Origin of the sequence: Streptomyces specialis (genome assembly GCF_001493375.1) — a bacterium.
GTDB classification, from domain to species: Bacteria; Actinomycetota; Actinomycetes; order Streptomycetales; family Streptomycetaceae; genus Streptomyces; species Streptomyces specialis.
In genome coordinates, this window is record NZ_LN929895.1 from 410,297 (window position 1) to 435,763 (window position 25,467).

24 protein-coding genes, 1 tRNA gene and 1 pseudogene are annotated in these 25,467 nt (G+C 73.1%); 8 read left to right on the forward strand and 18 right to left on the reverse strand.

Annotated elements, in window-relative coordinates:
• Positions 1 to 308 precede the first annotated feature (308 nt).
• From BN2279_RS16610 to BN2279_RS16645, 6 genes are all read right to left on the reverse strand, one after another.
• Positions 309 to 827 carry a DinB family protein gene (locus tag BN2279_RS16610; RefSeq protein WP_059010335.1) on the reverse strand — a complete coding sequence of 173 codons (519 nt, stop codon included), beginning with the start codon at positions 825 to 827 and terminating at the stop codon, positions 309 to 311.
• Between the two features lie 220 nt (positions 828 to 1,047).
• Positions 1,048 to 1,305, reverse strand: a complete 258-nt coding sequence (locus BN2279_RS16615) for a divalent-cation tolerance protein CutA (protein WP_059010337.1) — start codon at positions 1,303 to 1,305, stop codon at positions 1,048 to 1,050.
• Between the two features lie 34 nt (positions 1,306 to 1,339).
• A complete protein-coding gene (locus tag BN2279_RS31755; RefSeq protein WP_159037242.1) occupies positions 1,340 to 2,818 on the reverse strand; it encodes a PASTA domain-containing protein in 1,479 nt (492 codons plus the stop codon).
• A gap of 146 nt (positions 2,819 to 2,964) precedes the next feature.
• Positions 2,965 to 5,583 carry a rifamycin-inactivating phosphotransferase gene (gene rph, locus BN2279_RS16635; RefSeq protein ID WP_059010345.1) on the reverse strand — a complete coding sequence of 873 codons (2,619 nt, stop codon included), beginning with the start codon at positions 5,581 to 5,583 and terminating at the stop codon, positions 2,965 to 2,967.
• Positions 5,584 to 5,870: 287 nt separating this feature from the next.
• Complete coding sequence (locus BN2279_RS16640) at positions 5,871 to 6,443, reverse strand: HhH-GPD-type base excision DNA repair protein (protein ID WP_059010347.1); 573 nt, start codon at positions 6,441 to 6,443, stop codon at positions 5,871 to 5,873.
• A gap of 422 nt (positions 6,444 to 6,865) precedes the next feature.
• The gene (locus BN2279_RS16645) at positions 6,866 to 7,321 is read right to left on the reverse strand and encodes a Rieske (2Fe-2S) protein (protein ID WP_059010348.1); all 456 of its coding nucleotides are present in this window, start codon (positions 7,319 to 7,321) and stop codon (positions 6,866 to 6,868) included.
• 127 nt (positions 7,322 to 7,448) lie between these two features.
• Between BN2279_RS16645 and BN2279_RS16650 the strand changes: the two genes are divergently transcribed.
• Genes BN2279_RS16650 through BN2279_RS16665 form a run of 4 tightly spaced genes read left to right on the forward strand, consistent with a single transcriptional unit; the run spans position 7,449 to position 9,320 of the window.
• Entirely contained in the window at positions 7,449 to 7,841 is a 393-nt protein-coding gene (locus tag BN2279_RS16650) for a hypothetical protein (protein ID WP_199827737.1), read from the forward strand.
• Entirely contained in the window at positions 7,838 to 8,374 is a 537-nt protein-coding gene (locus BN2279_RS16655; protein WP_079032220.1) for a sigma-70 family RNA polymerase sigma factor, read from the forward strand. The genes BN2279_RS16650 and BN2279_RS16655 overlap by 4 nt, the downstream gene beginning before the upstream one ends.
• Entirely contained in the window at positions 8,371 to 9,072 is a 702-nt protein-coding gene (locus BN2279_RS16660; RefSeq protein ID WP_059010350.1) for a zf-HC2 domain-containing protein, read from the forward strand. The genes BN2279_RS16655 and BN2279_RS16660 overlap by 4 nt, the downstream gene beginning before the upstream one ends.
• Before the next feature lie 29 nt (positions 9,073 to 9,101).
• Positions 9,102 to 9,320, forward strand: coding sequence for a hypothetical protein (locus BN2279_RS16665; RefSeq protein WP_059010352.1), 219 nt, complete (start codon positions 9,102 to 9,104; stop codon positions 9,318 to 9,320).
• A 58-nt stretch (positions 9,321 to 9,378) separates the two neighbouring features.
• Here the strand turns inward: BN2279_RS16665 and BN2279_RS16670 are convergent, their stop codons facing one another.
• The 5 genes from BN2279_RS16670 to BN2279_RS16690 all read right to left on the reverse strand — a co-directional run bounded on the left by BN2279_RS16670 (position 9,379) and on the right by BN2279_RS16690 (position 12,606).
• The gene (locus BN2279_RS16670) at positions 9,379 to 10,269 is read right to left on the reverse strand and encodes an RNA polymerase sigma factor SigF (protein WP_059010354.1); all 891 of its coding nucleotides are present in this window, start codon (positions 10,267 to 10,269) and stop codon (positions 9,379 to 9,381) included.
• A gap of 212 nt (positions 10,270 to 10,481) precedes the next feature.
• Positions 10,482 to 11,264 carry an RNA polymerase sigma factor SigF gene (locus BN2279_RS16675; protein ID WP_059010356.1) on the reverse strand — a complete coding sequence of 261 codons (783 nt, stop codon included), beginning with the start codon at positions 11,262 to 11,264 and terminating at the stop codon, positions 10,482 to 10,484.
• 151 nt (positions 11,265 to 11,415) lie between these two features.
• Positions 11,416 to 11,502: transfer RNA gene (locus BN2279_RS16680), tRNA-Ser, on the reverse strand.
• Positions 11,503 to 11,551: 49 nt separating this feature from the next.
• Complete coding sequence (locus BN2279_RS16685; protein WP_059010358.1) at positions 11,552 to 12,037, reverse strand: nucleoside deaminase; 486 nt, start codon at positions 12,035 to 12,037, stop codon at positions 11,552 to 11,554.
• A gap of 29 nt (positions 12,038 to 12,066) precedes the next feature.
• Positions 12,067 to 12,606, reverse strand: a complete 540-nt coding sequence (locus BN2279_RS16690) for a tRNA adenosine deaminase-associated protein (RefSeq protein WP_059010360.1) — start codon at positions 12,604 to 12,606, stop codon at positions 12,067 to 12,069.
• A 327-nt stretch (positions 12,607 to 12,933) separates the two neighbouring features.
• On the opposite strand from BN2279_RS16690, the gene upp reads away from it, so the two are divergent.
• Positions 12,934 to 13,569 (forward strand): uracil phosphoribosyltransferase, encoded by a 636-nt coding sequence (gene upp / locus BN2279_RS16695; protein ID WP_059010362.1) that lies wholly within the window; start codon positions 12,934 to 12,936, stop codon positions 13,567 to 13,569.
• Between the two features lie 32 nt (positions 13,570 to 13,601).
• On the opposite strand, the gene BN2279_RS16700 is transcribed toward upp, so the two are convergent.
• From BN2279_RS16700 to BN2279_RS16710, 3 genes are all read right to left on the reverse strand, one after another.
• Positions 13,602 to 14,279, reverse strand: coding sequence for a LytR C-terminal domain-containing protein (locus BN2279_RS16700; RefSeq protein ID WP_079032221.1), 678 nt, complete (start codon positions 14,277 to 14,279; stop codon positions 13,602 to 13,604).
• Between the two features lie 102 nt (positions 14,280 to 14,381).
• Positions 14,382 to 14,678, reverse strand: coding sequence for a type II toxin-antitoxin system VapB family antitoxin (locus tag BN2279_RS16705; protein WP_059010366.1), 297 nt, complete (start codon positions 14,676 to 14,678; stop codon positions 14,382 to 14,384).
• Positions 14,679 to 14,745: 67 nt separating this feature from the next.
• Positions 14,746 to 16,242 carry a M28 family peptidase gene (locus BN2279_RS16710; protein WP_234347937.1) on the reverse strand — a complete coding sequence of 499 codons (1,497 nt, stop codon included), beginning with the start codon at positions 16,240 to 16,242 and terminating at the stop codon, positions 14,746 to 14,748.
• Positions 16,243 to 16,376: 134 nt separating this feature from the next.
• Here BN2279_RS16710 and BN2279_RS16715 point away from each other — a divergent pair, with 134 nt between their 5' ends.
• Complete coding sequence (locus BN2279_RS16715; RefSeq protein ID WP_059010368.1) at positions 16,377 to 17,312, forward strand: AEC family transporter; 936 nt, start codon at positions 16,377 to 16,379, stop codon at positions 17,310 to 17,312.
• 7 nt (positions 17,313 to 17,319) lie between these two features.
• Here the strand turns inward: BN2279_RS16715 and BN2279_RS16720 are convergent, their stop codons facing one another.
• The 3 genes from BN2279_RS16720 to BN2279_RS16730 are packed head-to-tail and all read right to left on the reverse strand — an operon-like array spanning position 17,320 to position 20,078.
• Positions 17,320 to 18,258 (reverse strand): UbiA family prenyltransferase, encoded by a 939-nt coding sequence (locus BN2279_RS16720; RefSeq protein WP_234347939.1) that lies wholly within the window; start codon positions 18,256 to 18,258, stop codon positions 17,320 to 17,322.
• Positions 18,249 to 19,442, reverse strand: coding sequence for a 4-hydroxybenzoate 3-monooxygenase (locus BN2279_RS16725; RefSeq protein ID WP_059010370.1), 1,194 nt, complete (start codon positions 19,440 to 19,442; stop codon positions 18,249 to 18,251). The genes BN2279_RS16720 and BN2279_RS16725 overlap by 10 nt, the downstream gene beginning before the upstream one ends.
• A gap of 15 nt (positions 19,443 to 19,457) precedes the next feature.
• A complete protein-coding gene (locus BN2279_RS16730; protein ID WP_159037243.1) occupies positions 19,458 to 20,078 on the reverse strand; it encodes a hypothetical protein in 621 nt (206 codons plus the stop codon).
• Positions 20,079 to 20,323: 245 nt separating this feature from the next.
• On the opposite strand from BN2279_RS16730, the pseudogene BN2279_RS16735 reads away from it, so the two are divergent.
• Positions 20,324 to 21,912, forward strand: a pseudogene (locus tag BN2279_RS16735) (SDR family oxidoreductase).
• A 19-nt stretch (positions 21,913 to 21,931) separates the two neighbouring features.
• Here the strand turns inward: BN2279_RS16735 and BN2279_RS16745 are convergent.
• Positions 21,932 to 22,996, reverse strand: coding sequence for a hypothetical protein (locus tag BN2279_RS16745; protein ID WP_059010377.1), 1,065 nt, complete (start codon positions 22,994 to 22,996; stop codon positions 21,932 to 21,934).
• Positions 22,997 to 23,226: 230 nt separating this feature from the next.
• Between BN2279_RS16745 and BN2279_RS16750 the strand changes: the two genes are divergently transcribed.
• Positions 23,227 to 25,440 carry a terpene synthase family protein gene (locus BN2279_RS16750; protein WP_059010379.1) on the forward strand — a complete coding sequence of 738 codons (2,214 nt, stop codon included), beginning with the start codon at positions 23,227 to 23,229 and terminating at the stop codon, positions 25,438 to 25,440.
• The last annotated feature ends 27 nt before the right edge of the window (positions 25,441 to 25,467 follow it).

Below are 25,467 nucleotides of genomic sequence, written 5' to 3' on the forward strand. Positions count from 1 at the left end.
CTTCCGGGCGGTCAGGAGCGAGGGCGGTTGCCGGGTGTTTCCGCGCGGGTTTCCCCCACCCCCGCCTGCCGGGCCCGGACGGTCGAGTGCCGCGCGAGGTGCGCGGACGAGATCATGCTCCGCCGGTCCTGTCATAGCTCACCGGCCGCCCGCTTCGAGGCAGGAAGTCGTCTGAGTCATCGGCGAACCTGGTGGTGTGGGTGCGGTGGTGTCTGGGCCGTTCGGGTTCCGGTGGGTGGGGACGGTGGCGTGCGGGGTTCGGCGCTTTCGCGGGCTGTCTCCGTCCTGGCGGGGGCTGTGGGGCGGTCTCAGGTCAGGATCTTCCATTGCCGGCCGTCGATGAGTTCTCGGGCCGCGTCGAGATGGCCCGCGTGGCACGCGGTCTCGGTGATGACGTGCAGCAGGACGTCACGAACGGTGTGCAAGTGTGGTTCTCCGAAGAGGTGGTGGGGCCACCAGGCCAGGGGAGTGTCCGCGGTCGTTTCGGTCATGGCGGTGTTGGCGAGGTCCGCCTCCGTGCGATAGCGGTCGAGGACTTCGGTGTGCGGGACGTCGGGTGCCACCTGCCAGGCGTCGTCGATGTCGTCCAGGGCTTTGATGACGGCCGGGTCGCCGGTGACGACGGCGCGGAACCAGAACCGCTCGACATCGAGGGCGAGATGCTGGACGAGTCCCAGGCAGTTCCATCCGGACGGCAGCACGGGCCGCCGCAGTGCCTCTGTGTCGAGCCCGTCGAGTGTGCCGAGGACGTGGCGGCGCTGTCCGTCCAGGGCGGACAGGAGTGCTCGGATCTCGGCGTTCGATGCCGCGGTTGTGGTCGTGGTCACTGTGCGTTCTCCCCAGATGTGACCGCCTGGATCGCGGACGTCGGCGGTCCGTGTTCCCCGGGGCCGGTCCGTCGGACCATTGAACAGCGTCACGCCGCGGACGGCCAGCACTCTGCTCGGGGGATGGCGGGGACTTCTCGGGGTTTCGCTGAGGGGTGCCCCGGGCTTCTGACGGCCCGGTGGGGCACCGCCGTTATCTGGCCGAACTCGGCAAGCCCTTTCACCTCGCGCGGAACCGTGTGGCTTCGGGGCCCTCGCCGGTCGTGCGGCGGACCGGGTCCGGGTGACCGGCCGAGTCGGTACGGATCAGCACGGCCACGATCTCGGGGTTGTTCCACAGGTGATGCGCCAGGAGGTGCGCTTCGAGCGCCGGATAACGGCCGACCGGTGTCCTGAACAGGATCTGTGCCTCGGCCTCAAGCCGGGCCTCCACCACCCCCCGGGCCAGTTCCTCGGCCGTCTGCACGCAGTCGGTCATGGCCAGAGGCTACTGACGGCCGCCGCGTTCTCCGTCAGCCGCGCCAACTGGGCTCACCTCGTTCGCTCGGGGGACATCCAGCGTCGTTGTCAGTGGGCGCCGCTATGGTCCGATCATGAAGGTCATCTACATGATCACCTACCCCAACGGGAAGATCTACGTCGGCTCCGATCTCACCGACAGCCGGCTGACCTACTTCGGAAGCCCGTCGAAGGAGCTGCTTGAGCGCGACTTCGACCGCGAGGCTCTCCGTGACTTCACGATCCGGAAGCGCATCCTCTGGCAGTCCGAGACGGCCACCAAGAGCGAAGTGCTCCGGAAAGAGATCGAGTTCATCCTGGAGCACCGATCGAACGACCCCCGCATCGGCTACAACCAACGGCCGAAGTACCGGGTTCCTGTTGACGAACAGCCTGTCTCGCTCGGAGACCGACTGACGTGACAGCACCCGGTACCACGTCGTGGAATGGGGATCAGGTGTCGCAGGCTGTGCCGTCGTTGTCGCGGTCCAGGGCGGCGCGGTAGCCGGGGTCGCCCTCGTGGAGGGGGGCTGCGCCTGCTGCTCGGGCCGCGTCGCAGTTTTCGTAGTAGACGAAGCCACCGTCGTCTTCCTCGTCCACCGTCGGTTCCGGTTCGGGTTCCGGGGTGGGGCCCGTCCCTTATACACATCTGACGCTGCCGACGAAGAGGGTAGGGGGGGTGTTGGGGGCCGCGCCGACACTACAGCAAACGGTGAGTCGAGACCCGTTACTTCTGGGCGGCGTCGGATGTGTAGAGGGGACGGGGCCGGGATGGTGCCGGGGTCGCGGAGTTCTTCGCCCGCCGCCGGGGACTGGAAGCACACGACCCAGTCGTCGTGGCCGGCCGGGAGGGTGACGTCCGTGTAGGCGCTGTCGGCCTCGATGTCGGTCAGGCCGATGTCGCGCAGCGCGCCTTCGGCGTCCGCGTACGGCAGGCCGGTGACGTCGGGGGCCTCCGGGTGGGTGACGGCGGCGCCGTCGCGGGACGGGCAGGGGGTGCCCTCCGGCACCACGGCGAAGTCGATGGTGGTGCCCAGGGCGGCCTCCGTGCCGGCTGCCGGGGACTGGAAGCAGACGGACCAGTTGCCCTCGACCCGCTGGGCGGCGTCCTCGTCGGTGGCGTCGTGCGACATGGAGTCGAAGCCGGCCTCGCGGGCGGTGTCGCCCGCGGTCGCCAGGTTCTCGCCGGCGAAGTCCGGCACCGCGGTCCGGGTGACGGGTTCCGCCGCCTCGGTGGGGGTGGAGTCCGCCCGGTCGTCGTCCTTCTCGTCCTTCGCGTCGTCCGAGGGAGTGAACACCAGGAGCGCGAACCAGAGACCGGAGACCACGGTGGCGATGATCTTCTTCCGCTGCGGCCAGTCGCAGAGCCAGACGATGACGATGCCCGCGGGCGGGAAGACGATCAGCAGCGTGATGACGACGGCCGGGTGCTGCCACTTGGGTCTCGGCGGCAGGGGGAGCGGCGGCGGGGGCGGCAGGTACGGGGGATGCACGGCGGTGGTCTGTCCCTCGGCTCGGGCGGGATTCGGACCGCGCACGTTATATGACGGTCGGTAACAGCCGGGGGTGACGCCGGGTGACGGTACGGAAACGGCGGGCGGTGCGGTGAGCCCGCGCCGCCCGCCGTCGCCGTGGCCGGTCAGGGCAGGAGTTCGACGTACCCGTCGGTCCCGTGCACGCGGATCCGCTGACCGTCCCGGATCAGCCGGGTCGCCTGCTCCACGCCCACGATGGCCGGCAGGCCGTACTCCCGGGCGATCACCGCGCCATGGGTCATCAGGCCGCCCACCTCCGTCACCAGGCCCGCGATGCCGGGGAACACGGGCGACCAGCTCGGGTCCGTGAAGGTCGTGACCAGGATGTCGCCCGTTTCGAGATCGGCCTCCGCCATGTCGAGGACGACGCGGGCCCTTCCCTCGACGGTCCCGGCGGAGACCGGCAGGCCGACCAGGGCGCCGGCCGGCACGTCGTCACGCCGGTACGCCCCGGTGAGGGCCTCGCCGTCCGAGGTGAGGACCCGGGGCGGTGTCAGCGCGTGGTACGAACGGAACGCGTCCTTGCGCCGCCGGATGAGCCGGTCGTCCACCTGGTGCGAGCGTACGGCGTCGTGGAACTCCTGGAACGTGAGGTAGAAGACGTCCTCCTTCTCGGCGAGCACCCCGGCCCGCACGAGGCGCCCGGCCTCCGTCAGCAGGGCCCGCTTGTAGACGAAGTAGCGGCTGACGATGTTGTACTTCGGGTACTCGCGGTACCCGGCGAAGGCCCTGACCTGGTCGATCATCCGCTTGGTCTCGTCGGCCTTCCGGTCCCCGTCCGGCAGGGCCCGCAGGCGTGCCAGCACGTCCTGTTCCTTCTGCCGCGCCTTCTGCCGCCCTTGCTCGAAGCGCTGGGCGGCGGCGCCGGGCTGGAAGTTTCTGACATTGTCGAGGATCGCGGGCACGAGCGTGGTGGGGCGCTCGCGCCAGCGTGGCCTGGAGATGTCGATCTCGCCGACGCAGCGCATGCCGTACCGGTCGAGGTACGTCTCGATGGCGTCGCGTGCTTCGGTCCCGCCCGGGAGCTTCGCCAGATCGTCCAGGAAGTCCTCGTCCTCGTGCTCCCCGCCGCCGCCGGTGCCGAGGTCCCGCAGGAACGCCACCACCTCGGGATGCGGGCGGATCACGTCCGCGACGTCGAGCAGCGCCAGGCCCATCTCCGACGTGATGTTGTCGGGCGCGGACAGCGTCAGCGTGTCAGCGGCGTTCTTCTCGCCCAGCCACTCCCACAGCTTGTCGTTGAGCCACCAGGCGGCCTCCATCCCCGCCATGATGGCCCGAAGGTTCAGCGGGTCGCTGAGAACCCGCTTGTGCTCCTCGAAAGCCTCCAGCAGGAAGTCGAACAGCGCCGGTCCGGTCTTCGTCCGGATGTCGCGCTCCAGGGCGGCGACGGACGCCTCGCTGCGCTCGATCAGCTCGGTGACGATGGCCGGATCGGCCTCGGCCGGGGCGGACGCACCGCCGGCCGGCGGCCCGCCGGGGCCCGTGTCCGGGAGCGACGGAACGAAGTCGCCGTCGAGGACGGTCTCCAGCGCGTCCCTGACCAGCGGATCGCCCCTGCCCATGGTGTCCAGGAGGGCGGCGCGGCTCGCGGGCGAGGCCAGGCGCGGGGTGATGTCGACGAACAGCCTTCCGCCGGCCTCGTGCATCGGCGTCATGGCCGTCAACTGCCACATGGAGAGCCCCAGGGGCCTCATGGGGTCGGTCATCATCTGCCCGTGGCCGACGGAGACGTAGACGTGGTTCTCCTCGTCGCCGGTCTCGGGGACGGGGAACAGCGTCGTGATCGGCCGGCTCTGGACGATCTGGAAGCCCTCGTCGTCCAGGCACCATTCGATGTCCTGCGGGCGGCCGAAGTGGGCCTCGATCCGCCGCCCGAGCTCCACCAGCCGCACGACCTGCGCGTCCGTCAGCGCGGGCCGCTCCCGCCGCCCGGGGTCGATCGCCACTTCCTCCGTGCCGCCGGCCGGCCGGGCGTGCACGGCGCGCTGTTTGGCGGCGATCGTCCTGGCGACGATCTCGCCGTTCCGCACCGTGAAGACGTCCGGGTTGACCAGGCCGGAGACCAGGGCCTCGCCGAGGCCGAAGCCGGCGTCCACGGTGGCGACCTTCCGGTTGCCCGTGACGGGGTCGGCCGTGAACAGGACGCCGGCCGCGTTCGGGAAGACCATCCGCTGCACGACGACGGCCATCTGGACCGTGCGGTGGTCGATGCCGTTCCGTCGGCGGTACGTCACGGCCCGCTCGGTGAACAGCGAGGCCCAGCACCGGCTGACGTGCCGGAGGACCGCCGCGGGCCCCACGACGTTCAGGTACGTGTCCTGCTGGCCGGCGAAGGAGGCCGTCGGCAGGTCCTCCGCCGTCGCGCTGGACCGGACGGCATACGCGGCCTCCTCGCCGGACCGGGCGAGCGCGCCGGTGATCGCCGCCGCGAGGTCGCCCGGGAGGGGGATCTCCTCGATGGTCCGGCGGATCCGCGCGCTGAGCGCGCGGATCGCCTCCCGGTCGTCCGGGTCCACGCGCGACAACTCATCGAGCCGGTCGCCGAGCGACGGCGCCTCCGCCATGACCCGCCGGAAGGCGTCCGTCGTCACGCAGAAACCGTCCGGCACGCGGACGCCCTCGATCCGGGACAGCGCGCCCAGGTGCGCGCCCTTGCCGCCGACGTCCGCGATCCGCGTCTCGTCGATCTCCCGGAGGCCGTACACGTACTGCCCGGTCATCGCGACACCTCCGGGACAGCCGCGCCGCGTCGCCTCGCGGTGGCCGGCCGCGCTGGACCTGATCGCCCTCCCACCCGCGACCGCGCCGCCGGACTCAGCAGCGGTTCGACGTCACCGCGTCCCCTGTACGCCGACCTCAACACACGCACGTCGTGCCCTCGTTTCCGCAGGTTGTGGCTTGGGCCGACGATTCTGCGACGTGACGGGGGCCTTGTGGCAAGCCCCCCTGTGCGCTATACGTTGAGAGTGGCAAGGAGAGAGCGCTCTCCTTGCCTTTGTCATGTGGGTCAGGCGCGGCGTTTCGCTTCCTGTTTCGTCGCGCGGACCCGGGCCAGGGACGCGGGGTCGGTGATGTCGGCGACCGAGCGGTACGAGCCGTCCTCCCCGTACGGGCCGGCCGCCTCGCGCCAGCCGTCGGGGGTCACGCCGAGCCGTTTGCCGAGGAGGGCCACAAAGATCTGGGCCTTCTGCCGGCCGTAACCGGGCAGCGCCAGCAGGCGGCGCAGCAGGTCCGCGCCGTCCGCCGCGCCGCGCCAGACCTCGGCGGCGTCGCCGTCGTAGTGGTCGACGAGGTACTGGCACAGCGCCTGCACCCGTTTCGCCATCGAGCCGGGGTAGCGGTGCACCGCCGGTTTGGTGGCGAAGAGCGCGGCGAACGCCTCCGGGTCGTACGCCGCGATCTCCCCCGCGTCCAGGTCGTCGCGGCCCATCCGGGTCGCCAGGGTGTACGGGCCGGTGAAGGCCCACTCCATCGGGATCTGCTGGTCGAGGAGCATCCCGACGAGCGCCGCCAGCGGGCTGCGGGAGAGCAGTGCGTCGGCCTCCTCGCGCTGGGCGAGCCGGAGGGTGTGGTGGTTCATTCACCCATCATGGCCGGTCAGGCCGGACGAGACGGACAGGCGCGGGCGGTGTGGTCGGCGGTCACCGGATACGCGTGGGCGCCGCCCGCCGTGCGTCACGTTCGCGTCCGCGAACTCCCGGGCGGGGTCGGCCGCCTCGTGTTCCCGGATGCCGCGGGTGCCGGTGGCCACCGTGATCCGGGAGGTGGCGGCGCGGATGGGGACGGCCCGCGCGACGCCGGGGCCGCTGCCCGGCCGGATCGTGCGTAGCCCAGTTCGTCCAACTCCCGGGCGGCGTCGGCGATCTCGGTCCGTCGTGCCGGGGCCTCCGAGCGCGGGGCGCTGATCGGACGGCGACATGGCCGAGGTCCCCGGCGAGGTTCCTCACGCGTGTGGCCTGCCCGGGGAGTCCGACCGTGGGCTGCGAGTGGATTGTTCGGGGGTCACTCCGGGACGGCCGTGACCACCTGATCGTCCTCGATCCGCACCGGGATGGGCGGCAGGGGCGCGTCGGCGGGGCCTTCGAGGCGTTCGCCGGTCGCCGCGTCGAAGACCGAGTCGTGGCACGGGCAGTGCAGCCTGCCGCCGTCGGGCTGAACGGTGCAGCCGGCGTGGGTGCAGATCGCGCTGAACGCGGCGACCGTGGTCTCGTCGGCCCGGAACAGCAACGCGTCCCCGCCGTTGGGGGTCTTCACGGCGACGGCCTCGCCGACCGGCACGTCGACGAGGGCCGCGATCGGCCCCGCGCCCGGGTCGGCCGCGTCCTCACCGTCCTCCACGCCGCACGCGGTCAGCGCGAGGGCCCCGGCCGAGGCGGCGGAGGCGGCCAGAACGGTGCGGCGCCGAGGGCAGGCGGCCTGCCGTGGCTGGTGTGACTGGTGTGGTGGCGTCGTCGTCATACCCGAGCACACGGTGCCGACCGGCCCCCGGTTCAACGCGGCGCCGCGCCGGCGCGGGATGGTTGAACCCCGTGCGCGTCCGGCCCGTGTGGTGGGTGAGGGCGCGGCGGGAACGAGGGAGCGAGCCATGGTGGTCGGCTGGGCACTGCGGGCACTGACGGCGCTCGGCCTGCTCGGCTCGGCCTGGACGCATCTGGTGGTGTGGCGGGACTGGGCGCGTGACGACGCCGTGGTCGGGCCGTTGTTCCTGGTCAACGTGGTCGCCGGACCGATCCTGGCGCTGGCCGTGCTGCTGTGGCGCGGGCACTGGCTGCCGGAGCTGGCGGCCGTCGCGTTCGGCGCGGTGACGCTCGGGGCGTACGGTCTGTCGCTGACGGTCGGCTTCTTCGGTGTGGAGGAGCGGTTCAGGACCGACGAGGAGGTGTGGGGCGTGGTCACCGAAGTGGCCTGCGTGGTCTGCGGCGCGGCCCTGCTCGCGCTCCGGCCCGGTCCCCGCGCCCGGCCCGGGGGGCGCGGATGAACGATCACCCGCGGGAGGAGCGGGAGCACCTGCCGGAGGCGCAGTTGATGCGGGCGCTGCACGACGAACACGCGGCGGCGCTCTGGGCGTTCGCCCTCCAGCTCACCGGCGGCGACCGGGAGCGGGCCGAGGATGTGACGCAGGAGACGTTGCTGCGGGCCTGGCGTCATCCGGGCGTGCTCGACCAGACGACGCGTTCGGCACGTACCTGGTTGTTCACCGTCGCCCGGCGCATCGTGATCGACAACTGGCGCTCGGCGGCGGCGCGCGCCGAGATCAGCACCGACGCGCCGCCCGAGCTGCCCGTGCCGGACGACACCGAACGCGCCGTCCAGGGCTGGCTGGTCGCCGACGCGCTGGCCGAACTGACCGAGCGCCACCGCGAGGTGCTGGTCCTGTGCTCCTTCCACGGGCTGTCGGTGGCCGAGGCCGCCGCCCGTCTCGGGGTGGCGGAGGGGACCGTCAAGTCGCGGACGCACTACGCCCTCCGCGCGCTGCGCCTGGTGCTGGAGGAGAAGGGGGTGACGCGATGAGCGCCGATCCGTTCGCGATGTACGACGCGGCGTACGTGCTCGGCGCGCTCTCCCCGCAGGACCGGGCGGCGTTCGAGGAGCACATGCGCGGCTGCGACACCTGCGCCCGGGCCGTGGGGGAACTGGCCGGGCTGCCGGGGCTGTTGGGGTTGCTGAGCCAGGGCTCGTCCGGGGAGGAGGGGCCGGCGCCGCGCCCGGAGCCGCCCGCCGTGGTGCTGCCCGCGCTGCTGGCCCGGGTCGCCGGGGAGCGCAGGCGGCGGCGGGCGCTGGCCGCGCTATCGGCGGGCGCGGTGGCGCTGGCGGCGTGCGTGGCCCTGGTGTTCACCCTCACGGGTGCTTCCGGCGCCGGCGGGGAGTCCGAGAGCGGGGAGTCGGAGGGCACGGAGTCGGAGGGCGCCACCGCGATGACGCCGCTGGGGCACTGGCCGGTGACCGCGAGCGTCGAGCTGATCCCGGCGGGGAGCGGCGGCGGCACGCGGGTGGAGATGGAGTGCAGCTACACCGGTGGGCGGGAAGGCGACTACGTGCTGGTCGCGATCAGCGGCGACGGCGCGATCGACGAACTGGCGCGGTGGCACGCGCTGCCGCAGGACACGGCGCGGCTGGCGGTGAGCACGTCGCTGCCGCGCGCGGACATCGTGACGCTGGAGATCAGGATTCCGAGCGGGCTGCCGGTGCTCCGGACCGACCTGCGCTGACGGCACCGGATTCGCTAGGGTCGGCAGGCATGGCTCACAATCCGCACGCGCCCCAGGGTCCGCAGGACCACGACCCCGCGGGCAGCACCCAGATGTTCCAGGCGTTCGTCGACGACCAGGACCGGAACCGGCCATCGGCGCCCGCCGCACCGGCGGCGGTCTCCTCCGGGCCACGCGCCGGGGTGATCGCCGGTGTCGTGCTGGCGCTCGTGGTCGTCGTCGCCGTGGCCTGGCTGGCCCTCGCCTGACGGCCCGTCCGGGCGCGCGCTCCCCGGACCGGCGACGCGTCCGCCGGTCCGGGCCCGGTCACTCCTCGGCGGTCAGCCCGTCCCGCAACTGCGCGAGGGTGCGGGTCAGCAGCCGGGAGACATGCATCTGCGAGATGCCGACCTCCTCGCCGATCTGCGACTGCGTCATGTTCGCGAAGAAGCGGAGCATGATGATGCGCCGCTCGCGGGCGGGGAGCCGCGCGAGCAGGGGCTTGAGGGACTCGCGGTACTCGACGCCCTCCAGGGCGGTGTCCTCGTACCCCAGGCGGTCGGCCAGCGAGCCCTCGCCGCCGTCCTCCTCGGGCGAGGGGGAGTCCAGCGAACTGGCGGTGTACGCGTTCCCCACGGCGAGGCCGTCCACGACCTCGTCCTCCGTGACGCCCAGGCAGGCGGCCAGCTCGGGGACGGTGGGGGAACGGTCGAGCCGCTGGGACAGCTCGTCGCTCGCCTTGGTGAGGGCGAGCCGCAGCTCCTGGAGCCGGCGCGGGACCCGCACGGACCACGAGGTGTCACGGAAGAAGCGCTTGATCTCCCCGACGACGGTCGGCATCGCGAACGTCGGGAACTCCACGCCGCGTTCGCAGTCGAAGCGGTCGATGGCCTTGATCAGACCGATGGTGCCGACCTGGACGATGTCCTCCATCGGCTCGTTCCTGCTGCGGAAACGGGCCGCCGCGTAGCGGACCAGCGGGAGGTTGAGCTCGATCAGGGTGTCCCGCACATAGCCGCGCTCCGGGCTGTCCGCGTCGAGCGTGGCCAGCCGCTGGAAGAGGGAACGCGAGAGTGTGCGGGTGTCGAGGCTGTCGGTGTCCGCGGGAGCTTCCTGCGGCGACGAGGGCGCGTGCGGCGACGAGGGTGCGTGCTGCGCGGGTACGTGCGGCGTGCCGGTCGTGTCGAGCACCTTGGAGCTGCCCAGTTCTACGGACATGCCACCCCCTTGAGGTCGTGGACGGGTCGCGGCGGCGCGCTTCCGACAGTGACTCCCGACGAGAAGGTGGCGCCTCCTCGGAGATACCGGTCCTGCCGCCACGGCAAACGCGGTTTCCACAGAATGTCACAAGTCATCAACGCGACGTAGCTTCATGTCGATAAAACGGTATAGCTGATGGGGGAGTTCCCGGAGTTGGAACCCCATGTGACTTACGTCTCGATCAGATTTGCGGCGCGGAGCCGGGTGACGCTGCGGGCCAGCAGGCGGGACACGTGCATCTGCGACAGGCCCAGTTCCGCGCTGATTTGCGACTGCGTCAGATTGCGGTAGTACCGCATGAGGAGGATCCGCTGTTCCCGCTCGGGGAGTTGGACCAGCAGGTGCCGCACCAGCGCCCGGTGCTCGACGCCGGCCAGCCCGGGGTCCTCGTAGCCGAGCCGGTCGGCCAGTCCGGGACCGCCCTCGTCCCGCTCGTCGCCGGCGTCCAGCGAGCAGACCCGGTACGCCCGGGTCGCCTCCGCGCTGGCGCGGACGTCCTCCTCGGGAACGCTCAGCCGCCCGGCGATCTCCGCCGTCGTCGGCGTGCGGCCCAGCGCGGCCGTCAGCTCCTCGGTGGTGGCCCGCACCCGCGCCCACAACTCGTGGGTCCGGCGCGGCACGTGCACCCCGCGCACGCCGTCCCGGAAGTACCGGCGGATCTCGCCGACGATCGTGGGCATCGCGAAGGTGGGGAACTGGACGCCGCGCTCGCGGTCGAAGCGGTCGATGGCGTGGATCAGGCCGACGGTGCCGACCTGGACGATGTCCTCCATGGGCTCGTCGCGGCCCCGGAAGCGGGCGGCGATGTAGCGGACCAGGGGCAGGTTCGCCTCGACGAGGGCCCCGCGCACCCGCGCGTGCTCGGCGGTGCCGGGCTCGCAGCACGCCAGACGTTCGAACAGCGCCTGGGTCAGGGCGCGGGCCTGAGCACCCCGGGTCTGCGTCACCGCCACCTGCCGACCACCCCTTCGCTGGGAGAAGCGGTCATAGCATCACAAGACATTTCCACCCTGCGCAAGCACCCGGTCACCCCGTGTTGATGCCGGACGCACGGCGAAGGGCCCGGTCCGCCGGACCGGGCCCTTCGCTTCGCGTTACTCGCGGCGGTAGCGGAGGGATTTGAACCCTCGGTGGAGTTGCCCCCACACTCGCTTTCGAGGCGAGCTCCTTCGGCCGCTCGGACACGCTACCGGGAGAAAGCCTATCCCACCCGGTGGCGTGGTCGTGAACGGGTTACCGGTCACCGGCCGCGGAAGAAGTCGGTCAGCAGCCGGCCGCAGTCGTCGGCGAGCACCGAGCCGATCACCTCCGGGCGGTGGTTGAGCCGGCGGTCGCGCAGCACGTCCCACAGCGACCCGGCCGCCCCCGCCTTCGGGTCGATCGCGCCGTACACGACCCGGTCGAGCCGCGCCAGCACGCCGGCGCCCGCGCACATCGTGCACGGTTCCAGCGTGACGACCAGGGTGCAGCCCGTCAGCCGCCACTCGCCCAGCCGGCCGGCGGCGGCGCGCAGCGCGAGGACCTCCGCGTGGGCCGTCGGGTCCCCGGTGGCCTCGCGCTCGTTGCGCCCGGTGCCCAGCACCGGGCCGTCCGGGCCGCCGGGGCCCAGGAGGACCGCCCCCACCGGCACGTCCCCCGTTCCCGCGGCGGCGGCGGCCTCCGCGAGCGCCCGGCGCCTCGCCGGGCGCCACGGGTCGCGCAGCGGATCACCGCCCCCCGCTGTCATGCCGTCATGCCGTCACACCGTCCGCGTCCTCACCTGACCGCCTCCAGCACCTCGGCGCAGCCCAGGGTGTCGGCGATCTCGCTGAGCGCGTCGTCCGGGGTGAGCTTCAGGACGGTGCCCGCGTCGATGCCGAGGTCCGCCAGCAGATCGGCGTCCCCCAGCGGGCCGCGCGGCACCGCTTCCGAGCCGCCGGGGGCGGCGCTCTCCTCGTCGTCGACCACGTCCTCGACGCCGTCCTCCGTGCCGTCCAGATCGACCATCTGCTCCAGGGTGCCGGGGTCCTCCGGCTCCCGGCCCAGCAGCTCGTCGGTCAGCAGAATCTCGCCGTACGCGCTGCGCAGCGCGCGTGCGGCGTCGGAGACGAAGACCCGCGGGTCGTCCTCGCCGTCCACGCGGACGAGGCCGAACCAGGCGCCTTCCTGCTCGATGCAGACGAGAACGGTCTCGTCATCGGGAGCCGCCGCGCGGGCCAACTCGGCCAGCTCGTCCAGGCTCTCCACGTCATCGAGCTCTGTATCACTCGCTTCCCAACCATCATCGGTCCGCGCGAGCAGTGCGGTGAAGTACACCGTGACTCTCCCCACTCGGTTCGGCTGTGCCACCTGCATCGTGGCAGATAAGGGGTGCGCTGTCGGGTAACTCGGCAGTTCACCAACGGAATGTCCGCCCGCGTCATTCCCAGTGCGGGCGGGCGGTACGGGCGCGGTGCGGCGGGACGCGGACATACCCTGCGGCCGGATCGCGGGTCTGCGGCTCACCGGGTCGCGGCATATGCCCTCTCCTCCCTCCATGCACCACTCTCCCCGCCCCCGACGGCGTTTGTCCACCAGGGGTCCCCGACGGGAAACGCGCCGGTCAGTCCGGCGCTGTCGGTCACGTTCGGTACTGTCGGACGCATGCGGACCCATGTCGTCGACCACCCGCTGGTGGCGCACAAGCTGACCACGCTGCGCGACGCGCGTACCGATTCACCGACGTTCCGGCGGCTGGCGGATGAGCTCGTCACCCTGCTCGCTTACGAAGCGACCCGTGATGTCCGCACGGAGCTGGTCGAGATCGCAACTCCGGTGGCGGCGACCACGGGTGTGCGACTTTCCCACCCCCGTCCGCTGGTCGTGCCGATCATACGGGCAGGTCTCGGCATGCTCGACGGCATGGTCCGGTTGCTGCCCACCGCCGAGGTCGGGTTCTTCGGGATGATCCGCGACGAGCGGACGCTGGAGGCGTCCACCTACGCGAACCGGGTGCCGGAGGACCTGTCGGGGCGGCAGGTCTACGTGCTGGACCCGATGCTGGCGACCGGCGGGACGCTGGTGGCGGCCGTCCGGGAGCTGCTGGACCGGGGCGCGGACGACATCACCGCGATCTGTCTGCTGGCGGCGCCCGAGGGCGTCCAGCGCCTGGAGCGCGACCTGGCCGGGGCGCCGGTGACGGTGGTGACCGGCGCGCTGGACGAGCGGCTCGACGACAAGGGCTTCATCGTGCCCGGTCTGGGTGACGCGGGCGACCGCATGTACGGGACGGCCGGCTGAGGCGTACGGCGCTCCGCGGCGGGTTCCGCCGGTCAGCAGGCGGGGGTCGTCGGGGACGCGGTGCCGGGGGCGGTCAGCTCCGCGAGGCGGCGTTCGGCCTCGCCGGCGGCGGTCAGCTCGGTGAACGCGTCGCCGATGACGAAGTCGACGACCGTGTCCTCGCCGGCGTCCTCGCCGGTCCTGGGGTCGCCGGTCTCGGCGCCGTCGAGCTGGGCGGCGAGCATGGCCAGCGCGCCGGACTCCGCGGCGGCGGCGGTGCCCAGGAGCAGTCCGGGGGCGTCGACCTGGCCGTCGAGGTCCTCGGGGGCGTTGCCGACCTCGCCGATGGCGAAGCCGCGCTCGGCGAGCGTGTCGGCGGTCTGCTGGGCGAGTCCGGTGCGGCTGGTGGCGTTGTAGACGTTCACGGTGATGGTCGCGGGGTCGGGCAGCTCCGCGGTGTCGCCCGTCCGCGTGTCGCGCGCCGGGGGCACGCAGTCCTCGTCGGCGGGGCCGGAGCGGGCCCGGGTGGTGTCGGAGCCGCCGTTGTCGTCCCCGGAGAAGACGTCGATGAGCTGGAGGGTCCCGTAGCCGAGCAGGGCGAGCACGGTGACGGCGGCGAAGACGGCCAGACCGAGGCGTCCGCGGCGCCGGCGGGGGCGCATCCTGGGATACCGGTCGCCCGTGACGCGGAACTTCTTGCCGCCCATGCCAGGGGGCGTCAGCATGCTCATGGCCGCAGCGTAGTCAGGGGATCGGCGGCGGCCTAATAAATGATCAGCTCAGATGAAGGACCGACCCGATCGGGGCAATCGGCGCGCGGCCGGGCGGCGGGGTCAGTCCAGCTCCAGCACCCGCGCGTGAAGCACCTGGCGCTGTTGCAGGGCGGCGCGGACGGCCCGGTGCAGGCCGTCCTCCAGATACAGGTCGCCCCGCCACTTCACGACGTGGGCGAAGAGGTCACCGTAGAAGGTGGAGTCCTCGGCCAGCAGCGTCTCCAGGTCGAGCTGCTGCTTGGTGGTGACCAACTGGTCGAGGCGGACCGGGCGCGGCGCCACGTCTGCCCACTGCCGGGTGTGCTCCCGGCCGTGGTCAGGGCAGGGTCGTCCGTTTCCGATGCGCTTGAAGATCACACGGAGAGCCTACCGGGCGGGACGCTTCCGACGCAGCCTCCTGTCGTGGTGACGGGACGGACCCGCGTCACCGCGCGCGCCCCGTCACGGGCCGGTGGGCGGGGGGCGGTTCCGGCCGGGGTCCGGGCCGTGGTTCCGGCTCCGGCAGGCGCCAGGCGTAGCGTCCGACGGCGTGCGCGATCACCTTCGCGCCGATGTCGAGCGCGGTGGCGCTGATGTTGCGCAGGTCGTCGCAGGCGGCGTGGTAGCACGCGTCGTAGGGGGCGCCCGCGGTGCCGCCCCACAGGCTTGCCTCCGCCTCGGACTTGACGCCCTCGGCGCCGGTGAAGACGCCCCCGGCCGGGATGCCCGCCGCGACGAACGGCCCGTAGTCGCTGCGCCCGTCGAGGGGCGCGTGGCCGGGGGACAGGCCCCGTCCCTCCAGGAACGCCGTGATGTCGCGCCGGACCGGCTCCGAGCCCTCGTAGACGAACAGGCCGTAGTTGGGGGAGGCGATCATGTCGAAGTTCAGGTAGAGGGCGACGGCGTCGCGGGCGTCGGCCGGGAGGTTCGCCACGTAGTGCTCGGAGCCGAGCAGGCCGAACTCCTCGGCGGACCACAGGGCGAACCTGACGCGGTGCGGGGGGCCGTCCGCCGGGGCGGTGGCGGCCAGCCGCAGCGCGGTCTCCAGGATTCCGGCCGCGCCCGAGCCGTTGTCGTTGAGGCCGGGGCCGCCGGGGACCGAGTCCAGGTGGGCGCCGGCCATCACCACGCGGGACGGGTCGCCGCCGGGGGTCTCGGCGATGACGTTCGTGGTGGTGCGTTCCTCGGCCAGCTCCGCCAGTTCGAGCCGGACGGTCACCTCCTCGTCCGCCGTGAGGGCGGCGAGCAGTTCCTCGCCGTCGGCGCGTGAGATGCCGCCGGTCGGGATGGCGGCGTGTTCCGGGCCGCCGAGGGTGCCGGACAGTTCGCCGGGCACGTTGTTCCGGATCAGCGCCCCGGCGGCGCCGGCCTCCGCCGCGTTGGCCTGCTTCTCGGCGAAGGTGCACGTGCCGCGTTCGATCAGCGCGATCCGGCCGGTCAGCGGCCCGGGGCCGAAGTCGGCGGCGGCGCAGCCGGTGCCGGCCGGGGTGAGCGCGGCGGTGAGGCCGCCGGGCGGGGTGGCCGGGCTGTACGTCATCACCCGCACCGGGATGTCCCGTTCCTCGGGGGTGAGCCGGGTCAGCCGCTCGGTGAGCGGTTCGCGGTAGGGGAACGCGAAGCGCTGGTACGTGACGTCGTATCCGGCGGCGGCCAGGAGCGTCCCGGCGTAACGGGCGGACCGTTCGTGGCCGGGGGTGCCGGCGGCGCGGGTGCCGTCGCTCGCGTCCGCGATCCGCTGGAGGGCGGCCAGGTGGCGCAGCGCGCCCTCGCCGGTGACCGCCTCGGCCAGCGCGTCGGCCGGTCCGCCGCTGTCGGCCCCGGCGGCGGGGGAGGTGACGGGCGCGGCCAGGAGCAGCGGCGCGGTGACGGCGGCCACCGCGAGGGCGGCCGGCGCGCCGCGGCGGAGGCGGCGGGCGAAGCGGCGTGCGAGGGGATGTGTCACGGAATGGCACGTTATCGCCCGTCACGCGGGTGCCCGGCGTGCTCGTCCGGCATGTCTCGCCATCCGAGAGCCCATTGACCGGGCGGGGCGCGCGGCCGAGAGTGCGCGTATTCGATTACGCGGAGGGTGGCGTCGTGGGCGGGGTCTTCACCGGCTTCACGATCATCGCCACCGTCATCGCCATCGGCTATCTCCTGGGCCGCCGGGGGCTGCTGGGCGAGGACGGGCGGGAGGTCCTGACCCGGCTGGCGTTCCACGTGGCGAACCCGGCGCTGCTGTTCGTCATCCTCGCCGACGCCGATCTCGGGGTGCTCTTCTCGCCGTCGCTGCTGGCCACGGCACTGAGCACGGTCGCCACCGCCGCGATCTTCGTCGCGGTCGGCACCGTCCGCCGCTGGGGCACGGCCCGGGTGACGATCGGCGCGCTGTGCTCCGCGTATGTGAACGCGGGCAACCTGGGCATCCCCATCGCGCTCTACGTGCTGGGCGACGCGTCGCTGGTCGCGCCGATCCTGCTCCTCCAGCAGCTCGCGTTCACGCCCGCCGCCCTCACCGTGCTGGACATGACCGCCGTGCGCGGCGGCGAGGGCGGGCGGGGAACCGTCGTACGGCGGCTGACCACCCCGTTCCGCAATCCGGTCGTGGTCGGCTCGCTCGGCGGCATCGCGGTCGCCGCCTCGGGGCGCACCCTGCCCAGCGCCGTCATGGAACCGCTCGCGCTGGTCGGCGACATGGCGGTGCCCGCCGTGCTGCTCGCCTTCGGCATCTCGCTGCGCGGCAGCGCGCTGCCGGGGCGGGGCGAGGAACGCGGGCCGGTGCTGCTGTCGGTGGCGCTGAAGTCCGTCGTCCATCCGCTGCTCGGGTGGGCGACGGCCGCCTGGCTGTTCCGCCTCGACGCGGCGGACCAGCTCACCGTGGTCGTCACCTCCGCCCTGCCCGGCGCGCAGAACGTCTTCACCTACGCGGCGCACTACGGCACGGGCGTCCGGCTGGCCCGGGAGTCGATCCTGCTCACCACGGCCCTGGCCGGTCCCGCGGTCGCGCTGGTGGTGGCGCTGCTCGGCCCGTGAACGGGCGTCAGGCGCCGGTCGCGTGGCGGACGGCCAGCGAGCCGAGGACGATCAGCAGCAGCGCCGGGGGGTAGAGGCTCGCCCGGTTGAAGACGGCCATCGCGTTCTCGGGGTAGGGCTCGCGCAGCAGCCGCAGGCCGGGGGCGAGCAGCGTGTACAGGCCGGCCAGCGCGGCGCCCGCGACGCCGAGCGCGCCGCAGGACGGCCAGGCGGCGGCGGCCATGCCGGTGCCGCAGACCACGGCCAGGGCCAGGAACCAGAACGTCAGCAGGCCGCTGACCCGGTATCCGTAGACGACGGGGACGGTCCGGACGCCGAGGTGGACGTCCTCCTCCACGTCGGCCCAGTCGTTCACGATGTTCCGGCCGCCGATCTCCCAGGCCGCCAGCCAGGCGCAGAACAGCCACAGCAGCGGCCGGTCCACCTCCGAGGAGACCGCGAACCAGCCGACGCAGCCGCCGAGCGCCACCATCACGCCGGTCAGCAGGAACTTGAACGGCGTCACCCGCGCCAGCGCGCAGTACGCCGCCTCCAGCAGCGCCGCCGCGACCAGCAGCGCGGCGCACACCCAGCTCAGCATCGCGGACAGCGTCAGCGCCACCGCGCCCAGCGCGGTCACCCAGACGGCGGCCGTCGCCGGGCTGAGCCGGCCCTGCGCCAGCGGGTGGCGACCGCCCGCGCTGTCGATGTCGAAGCCCTGGTAGGCGCGGACGTAACGGAACCGCTGCCGGTCCAGCCGGGCGTCGATGAGGTCGTTGGCGGCGAACACCGCGAAGTACCCCGCCAGGGAAGCCGTCAGGACCAGGCCGAACCGGGCGGGGGGCGGGCTGCCGTCCGCCAGGAGGACGCCGAGCAGCGGCTGGGCCACGCTCAGCGTGGCCTGTGTGCCCCGGGAGAACCCGTACAGCGCCCGGACGTTCTCGGTCAGCACCGCGGTCACGGCCACCCGTCGTCCCCGGTGTCCTCGCCCGCGCCGGAGCCGACGTACTCGTGGGCGAACGCGGTGGCGTGCGGCCCCGGCTCGCCGAGGCGCTCGATCGCCGCGCGCCGCAGCCGCAGCGCGTACGCGGCGTCGCCGTCCTTCTCCGGCGGCAGGTGCAGCAGCCGCAGCAGCCGGTCGGAGAACTCCTGGGCCCGCCAGATCCGCGGCAGCCGCCGGGCGCCGTAGGCGTCGAGGGCGCCGTGGTCGCCGTCCGTGTAGCGGCGCGTCAGGGCGCCGGCCAGGGCGGTGGCGTCGGCGATGGCCAGGTTCATGCCCTTCGCGCCGGAGGGGGTCAGCAGGTGCGCCGCGTCCCCGGCCAGCAGGAGACGGCCGTGGCGCAGCGGCTCGGTGACGCTGCTGCGCATCCGCAGCACCTGGACGTCGGCGAAGCCGGTGATCTCCGGCAGCCGCGCGAGCCGGGCGCGCAACCGCTCGTGGATGCGGCGCGCGGGCCAGTCGCGGGCCGGGTCGCCGGGGGCGCACTGGAGATAGAAGCGGCTCAGGCGGGAGGTGCGCGGCATCATGCCGGCGAAGCCGTCGGGGTGCACGGCGTAGACGACTCCTTCGGCGGGACGGGCCACTTCGGCGAGGACGGTCAGCCAGTCGTACGGGTAGCGGCGGCGGAAGACACGGTGGCGGGCGGCGGGGAGGGCGGCGCGGGAGGCGCCTCGGTGGCCGTCGCAGCCGACGACATACTCGCACTCGATCTCGATGCCGTCGCACACCAGCCGCGGGCGGTGGGTCGAGATGTCCTCGACGGCCCGGACCGTCTTGGAGAACATCGGCGGCGGCCCGTGTCCGGCCAGCGCGGCGATCAGGTCCCTGACGAGCCACTGCTGGGGGTAGACCCAGTGCCGCCGGCCGGTGAGGGCGCCGTAGTCCACGCGGACGTCGTCGCCCAGGCAGCGGAAGGCGCACCAGCCGTGCTCGACACCGTCGTCGAGGAGCCGCCCGGCCAGGCCGGAGCGGCGCAGGGACGCGACCACGCGGTGTTCGAGGAGGCCGGCGCGCGGGCGGTGCTCCACGTGCTCCCGGGACTGGCGTTCGACCACGCGGCAGGCCACGCCGGCCCTGGTGAGCAGGTTGGCCAGCACCAGACCGGCCGGGCCCGCGCCGATGATGCCCACCTGGGTACGCGACCGCCGCATCAGGACCGTGCCATCTCACGCCGCCGGAACGGCGGACGGGTTGAAGAGTTCGTTGATCAGTGCCAGCGGGTCGTCGCCGTGCCAGACGAGGTACGTCTTGTAGGCCGCGAGGCGCCAGTGGCCGTCCTCGTCCGTCCAGGGGCGGCGGCCCGCGTCCAGCAGCGTGCGGCGGTACCCCGTGCCGGCCGCGGTCAGGGCCGGGCCGAGGGGGATGGACCTGCTGGTGAGGCAGGGTTCGAGGCCGGGCGCGAGGCCCAGCCTGGCCACCACGTGGTTCACGGACAGGGCCTGCCCCCCGGTCCGTGTGGTGGCGGAGTAGCGCACGAGAACGTCCCCGCCGCCGTCGATCCGGAGCAGCGCGGGCACGCCGTTCCCCGTCTCGCGGGCGGGGGTCCGTAATTGGGCGAGACAGGTCAGGTGCAACGATTCGCCAGCCATGGATTCCAGAAGAGTGGTGGTCAGACCCTCGCTGCTGAGCAGCATGCGGGTCACGGGAGAGGCGAAGTGCCGGATCCGCTCTCTCGGGTCGGCGGGGCCGTCGAGAGCGGCGCCGAGTATCGCGTCGAGAGGCACGTCGAGGGGCACGTCGAGGGGGAAGGTCCTGGGGAGAACCCCGCATGACGTCGGCACCGACATCTGATCACTCCTCACCGCCGGGCATCTCAGATGTCCAACGGCGCCGGACCCGTCAGGTCACGGCCAGGCTCCTATCCACTTCCCGCCGTGCGCCCGCAGCCGCTACCCTAGCTCTCCGACCCTCTCTCCTGACCGTGGGCGGCGTCGGTCGTTGATAAGCGACGGGGGGGCCGCGGTCACCCGCTTCAGGTCGCCCGCCGCCGGTCGCCCGCTCCCGGTTGCGCGCGCCGGGGGCGCGGCCGACGATGGCGGGCATGACGCGCCGCCGCTGCCTGGTCACCGGCGCCACCGGCTATCTCGGCGGCCGGCTGGTGCCCGCGCTGCTCGACGCCGGGTACGCGGTGCGTTGCATGGCCCGCACCCCGGAGAAGCCCCGGGACCGGCCGTGGGCCGGCCGCGTCGAGACGGTGCGCGGTGACGCCACCGACCCGGTGTCGGTCGCCGCCGCGCTGGAGGGCGTCGAGGTCGCGTACTACCTGGTGCACGCCCTCGGGGCGGGGAGCGGCTTCGAGGAGAAGGACCGCCGTGCCGCCCGCGTCTTCGGCGGGGCGGCGCGCGCGGCCGGGGTGCGCCGCGTCGTCTACCTGGGGGGCCTGACCCCGGCGGGCGTGCCCGAGCGGGAGCTGTCGCCGCACCTGCGGTCGCGCACGGAGGTGGGGCGGATCCTGCTCGGCTCGGGCGTGCCGACCGCCGTGCTGCGGGCGGCGGTCATCATCGGTTCCGGCTCGGCGTCGTTCGAGATGCTGCGGCAGCTCACCGAGCGGCTGCCCGTGATGGTGACGCCGAGCTGGGTGCGCACCCGCGTCCAGCCGGTCGCGGTCCGGGACGTGCTGCGGGTGCTCGTCGCCTGCGCGGAGCTGCCGGACGGCGTGAGCCGGACGTTCGACCTGGGCGGGCCCGACGTGGTGACGTACCAGGACATGATGCGGCGCTACGCCCGGCACACCGGGCTGCGGCGGCGGCTGATCGTGCCGGTGCCCGTGCTCTCCCCGTGGCTGTCCAGCCTCTGGGTGGGGCTGGTGACGCCCGTGCCGGGGGCGATCGCGCGCCCGCTGGTGGAGTCGCTGCGGCACGAAGTGGTGTGCGGGGAACGGGACATCGAACGGTACGTGACGGTGCCGCCGGGCGGGTTCCTCGATCTGGACGGCGCGCTGCGGGCGGCGTCGCGGCAGGTCGCGGGGACGACGCCGCCCACGCGGCCGGCGCCGGGCGATCCGCTGCCCGGCGACCCCGGCTGGGCGGGCGGCAGCCTGTACACCGACCGGCGGGAGCGGGCCGTGGACGCGTCGCCCGCCGCGCTGTGGCGGGGGGGCGGGGGGGGCGGCGGGGGGCGGGGGCGGGGGCCTTGCTCTCTTTATAACCCCCCGCCCCCCAGGCCCGGGAGAAAGAACCTTTGCGGCCTTTTGTTCGTTAAAAAAATTATACCGAACAGTGGCTAGTGACCGCCGTGTGATTCATAGCTCGTGCGCTCGAAGATGGAAAACAGATCCGGGCCCCGGCGCCCCGTCCCGCCAGAAGTCCAGGTGGTCCCCGACCCGCAGCCGCCCCGGGGCGGCTGCGGGTCGGGGACCACCTGGACTTCTGGCGGGTCGAGGCGCTGGAGCCGGAGAAGCTGCTGCGGCTGCGGGCCGAGATGCGGCTGCCGGGGCTGGCGTGGCTGGAGCTGACGGTGTCCCGCGACCGGACGGGCCGGACGGTGTACGGGCAGCGCGCCACGTTCCAGCCGCGCGGGCTGGCGGGGCACCTCTACTGGTGGGGGGTGGCGCCGTTCCACGCCTGGGTGTTCGGGGGCATGGTCCGCAACATCACGGGTGCCGCGCGCCGGGGTGGTTGAGGCCGCGGGGCCCCGCGGCCTAGTCGCCGCCTCCGCCTCCGCCGCCGTCTCCTCCGCCCCCGCCGCCGTCGCTGCCACCGCTGCCGCCGCCGTCTCCTCCGCCGCCGTCACCGCCGTCGGACCAGCCGTCGCCGCCTCCGCCGGGGCCCGAGTCGTCGCCGCCCCGGCCGAGTCCGGTGAACCAGGGCTCCTCCCACACCCGCGGCTCCTCCGGCTCCGGCAGCCGGTGGCGCGTGCCGAACCGGATCGTGCCGGTGGCGTCGCCGAGGCCGAAGACGACGGCGAAGAAGTGCGCGACGACCGCGTCGAGCGGGTCACCCGTCTCGTGCCGGACGTCCGCCAGCGGCAGCAGCACATCGCCCCGGCCCGCCGTCGGCGCCGGGCGGCGCAGCAGCGCCACCGGCCGGCCGTCGCGCAACAGCCGCGAGGCGCGGGCGTCGTGCCGCCACAGCTCCCAACGGCCTTGCGCGGCCTGGACGATGACCGTCCGCTTGGACTTGCGCCAGTTCTGCACGAGGGTGATGTGCGCGGGCATCTCGCCGAGCGTCACCACCAGGGCGGGCGGAACGTCGGTCAGCCCGGCGGGCATTCCGTACGGACCGCGCAGCCGGGCCACGGGCAGCCCGGGGGTCCACACGTCGGCCCGGACCAGGCGCCGGTCGACGGCGACCACGACCGGACCGGCGGGTCCGTGCGCCACGCGACGCGCCATCCACAGCGGTACGCCCTCGTGCGCGGCGCGTTCGGCCGCCTGCGCCACCGCGTCCCGGCCGCCGCTCAGCCGGACCGCCAGGTCACCGAGGACGCGGACGAACTCGGCGGCCCGGCGCACCCGGACGGGTTTGGCGGCGCCGGTGGCGCGGATGACGGGCACCGTGCCGGCGCCCGCCGGGATAGCGGACAGCGGCCGTTCGGAACCGCCGCCGCCGAGCCAGCCGCCGCGGAGGTAGGCGTCCGCCATGGCCGGGAGGTTCAGCTCGGCCAGCGGCATCCGGCGTGTGCCCACGCGCAGTTCGCCGTCGGTCAGGTTGACGCTGACCGACAGCGGATTCCAGGATTTCTCCGCGTAGATGACGTTGCTCATCGTTCCCCCGTGACGCCCCAGTTCACCGCCATCGTAGCCACCTGCCGGGGAGCGGAGGGCAGTTGGGCGGGCGGCCGGACGAAACCCTTCACCTGACGCCGTCCGGCGTCCCGGGGCCGGCGGATTCACCCACATGGGGGGTTTGGCGGCGGCGGCCGGTCCGGGTGGCGTGCGCTCGGGTCACCCTGGGCGCACCGGGACCGCGACCCACGGAACACGGAAGGCGCGTCATGGCACAGCCCTTCGAACTGCCCGAGTTCTACACCCCCTACCCCGCACGCCTGAATCCGCATCTGGAGGAGGCGCGGGAGCACTCCCGGCGGTGGGCCCGCGAGATGGGCATGCTGGAGGGCTCCGGGATCTGGGAGCAGAGCGATCTCGACGCCCACGACTACGCGCTGTTGTGCGCCTACACCCACCCCGACGCGTCCGCCTCCGATCTCGCGCTGGTCACCGACTGGTACGTGTGGGTGTTCTTCTTCGACGATCACTTTCTGGAGACGTTCAAACGCAGCCAGGACCGGGCCGGCGGCAAGGCGTATCTGGACCGGCTGCCCGCGTTCATGCCGATGGACCCGGCCACGCCGATGCCCGAGCCGGTGAACCCGGTGGAGGCGGGGCTGGCCGACCTGTGGCTGCGGACCGTGCCCGCCATGTCGCCGGAGTGGCGGGCCCGTTTCGCCGAGAGCACCGAGAACCTGCTCAACGAGTCGCTGTGGGAGCTGTCCAACATCAACATCGGCCGGGTCCCCAACCCCGTCGAGTACATCGAGATGCGCCGCAAGGTCGGCGGCGCGCCCTGGTCGGCGGGGCTCATCGAGTACGCGGCCCGCGCCGAGGTCCCGGCCGTGATCGCCGGTTCGCGGCCGATGCTGGTGCTGCGGGACGCCTTCTCGGACGGGGTGCACCTGCGCAACGACCTCTTCTCGTACCAGCGGGAGGTCGAGGACGAGGGCGAGTTGAGCAACGGGGTGCTGGTGCTGGAGACGTTCCTCGGCTGCTCCACGCAGGAGGCCGCCGAGGCCGTCAACGACCTGCTCACGTCGCGTCTCCAGCAGTTCGAGCACACCACCGTGACCGAACTGCCGCCGCTCTTCGCCGAGCACGGGCTCGGCCCGGAGGCGGTGACGCGGGTGATGGCCTATGTGAAGGGGTTGCAGGACTGGCAGTCCGGCGGCCACGAGTGGCACCTGCGGTCCAGCCGGTACATGAACGAGGGCACCCGGTCGCGGGCGCCGCTGGGGATGGCGGGGATCGGCGCGGGGCCGGGGATCGGGCTGTCGGCCACCGACATCACGCTGACCACGCGGCGCGCGGAGACCGCGCGGGTGCGGAACTTCACCCATGTCCCGTTCCGCCGCGTCGGGCCGTCCCGACTGCCGGACTTCTACCTGCCGTTCACGCCCCGGCTCAACGCGAACCTGGCGGGCGCCCGGGTCCGCCTGGTCGAGTGGTCGCGGCGGATGGGGCTGCTGTCCGAGGGGGTGTGGGACGAACAGGGGCTGCTCGACTTCGACTTGCCGCTGTGCGCGGCCGGGCTCGATCCGGACGGGTCGGCCGATGAACTCGACCTCGGGTCGGCCTGGTTGGCGTGGGGTACCTACGGCGACGACTACTACCCGGTGCTCTTCGGCGCCCGCCGTGATCTGGTCGCCGCCAAGGTGTGCACCGACCGGCTGGGGTTGTTCATGCCCGTGGACGAGCCGGCCGCCACGCCGCCGCCGGCGAACGCGCTGGAACGCGGCCTCGCCGACCTGTGGCAGCGGACCGCCGGGCCGATGGACGGGCCGGCGCGGCGCGCGTTCCGCGAGGCCGTCGACCGGATGACGGAGAGCTGGCTGTGGGAGCTGGTGAACCAGGCGCACAACCGGGTGCCCGACCCCGTGGACTACATGGAGATGCGGCGCCACACGTTCGGCTCCGACCTGACGATGAGCCTGGCCCGGATCGGGCACGGGCGGAGGATTCCCGACGCGGTCTACCGCAGCGGGCCGATGCGTTCGCTGGAGAACGCCGCCGTCAACTACGCGACGCTGATGAACGACGTCTTCTCGTACCAGAAGGAAGTCGAGTTCGAGGGCGAGTTCCACAACGGGATCGTCGTCGTGCAGACCTTCTTCGACTGCGACTACGCCACCGGGCTGGCCATCGTCCATGACCTGATGACCGAGCGGATGCGCCAGTTCCAGCATGTCGCCGCCAATGAACTGCCGATCCTGTACGACGACTTCGGGCTCGACGCGGAGGCGAGGAAGATCCTGGACGGCTATGTGCGGGAGCTGGAGAACTGGATGTCGGGCATCTACGTCTGGCACCGCGACTGCCGGCGGTACCGCGAGGAGGACCTGATCCGCCGCTTCGCGCGCCAGTGGCCGCTGAGCGGCCCCACCGGCCTCGGCACGTCGGCGGCGCGGCTGGTCACCGCGCGGGCGGGGGTCCGGTAGGGCCGTCCCCCGCTTGGCTGCTCCGGG

Coding starts and splice junctions, on each gene's coding strand:
- BN2279_RS16615 (WP_059010337.1), bottom strand. CDS start 1,305: ATGACCGACTGCGTGCAGACGGCCGAGGAACTGGCCCGGGGGGTGGTG.
- rph (WP_059010345.1), bottom strand. CDS start 5,583: ATGACCGGGCAGTACGTGTACGGCCTCCGGGAGATCGACGAGACGCGG.
- BN2279_RS16640 (WP_059010347.1), bottom strand. CDS start 6,443: ATGAACCACCACACCCTCCGGCTCGCCCAGCGCGAGGAGGCCGACGCA.
- BN2279_RS16645 (WP_059010348.1), bottom strand. CDS start 7,321: ATGACGACGACGCCACCACACCAGTCACACCAGCCACGGCAGGCCGCC.
- BN2279_RS16650 (WP_199827737.1), top strand. CDS start 7,449: ATGGTGGTCGGCTGGGCACTGCGGGCACTGACGGCGCTCGGCCTGCTC.
- BN2279_RS16655 (WP_079032220.1), top strand. CDS start 7,838: ATGAACGATCACCCGCGGGAGGAGCGGGAGCACCTGCCGGAGGCGCAG.
- BN2279_RS16660 (WP_059010350.1), top strand. CDS start 8,371: ATGAGCGCCGATCCGTTCGCGATGTACGACGCGGCGTACGTGCTCGGC.
- BN2279_RS16665 (WP_059010352.1), top strand. CDS start 9,102: ATGGCTCACAATCCGCACGCGCCCCAGGGTCCGCAGGACCACGACCCC.
- BN2279_RS16670 (WP_059010354.1), bottom strand. CDS start 10,269: ATGTCCGTAGAACTGGGCAGCTCCAAGGTGCTCGACACGACCGGCACG.
- BN2279_RS16685 (WP_059010358.1), bottom strand. CDS start 12,037: ATGACAGCGGGGGGCGGTGATCCGCTGCGCGACCCGTGGCGCCCGGCG.
- upp (WP_059010362.1), top strand. CDS start 12,934: ATGCGGACCCATGTCGTCGACCACCCGCTGGTGGCGCACAAGCTGACC.
- BN2279_RS16700 (WP_079032221.1), bottom strand. CDS start 14,279: ATGAGCATGCTGACGCCCCCTGGCATGGGCGGCAAGAAGTTCCGCGTC.
- BN2279_RS16725 (WP_059010370.1), bottom strand. CDS start 19,442: ATGCGGCGGTCGCGTACCCAGGTGGGCATCATCGGCGCGGGCCCGGCC.
- BN2279_RS16730 (WP_159037243.1), bottom strand. CDS start 20,078: ATGTCGGTGCCGACGTCATGCGGGGTTCTCCCCAGGACCTTCCCCCTC.
- BN2279_RS16745 (WP_059010377.1), bottom strand. CDS start 22,996: ATGAGCAACGTCATCTACGCGGAGAAATCCTGGAATCCGCTGTCGGTC.
- BN2279_RS16750 (WP_059010379.1), top strand. CDS start 23,227: ATGGCACAGCCCTTCGAACTGCCCGAGTTCTACACCCCCTACCCCGCA.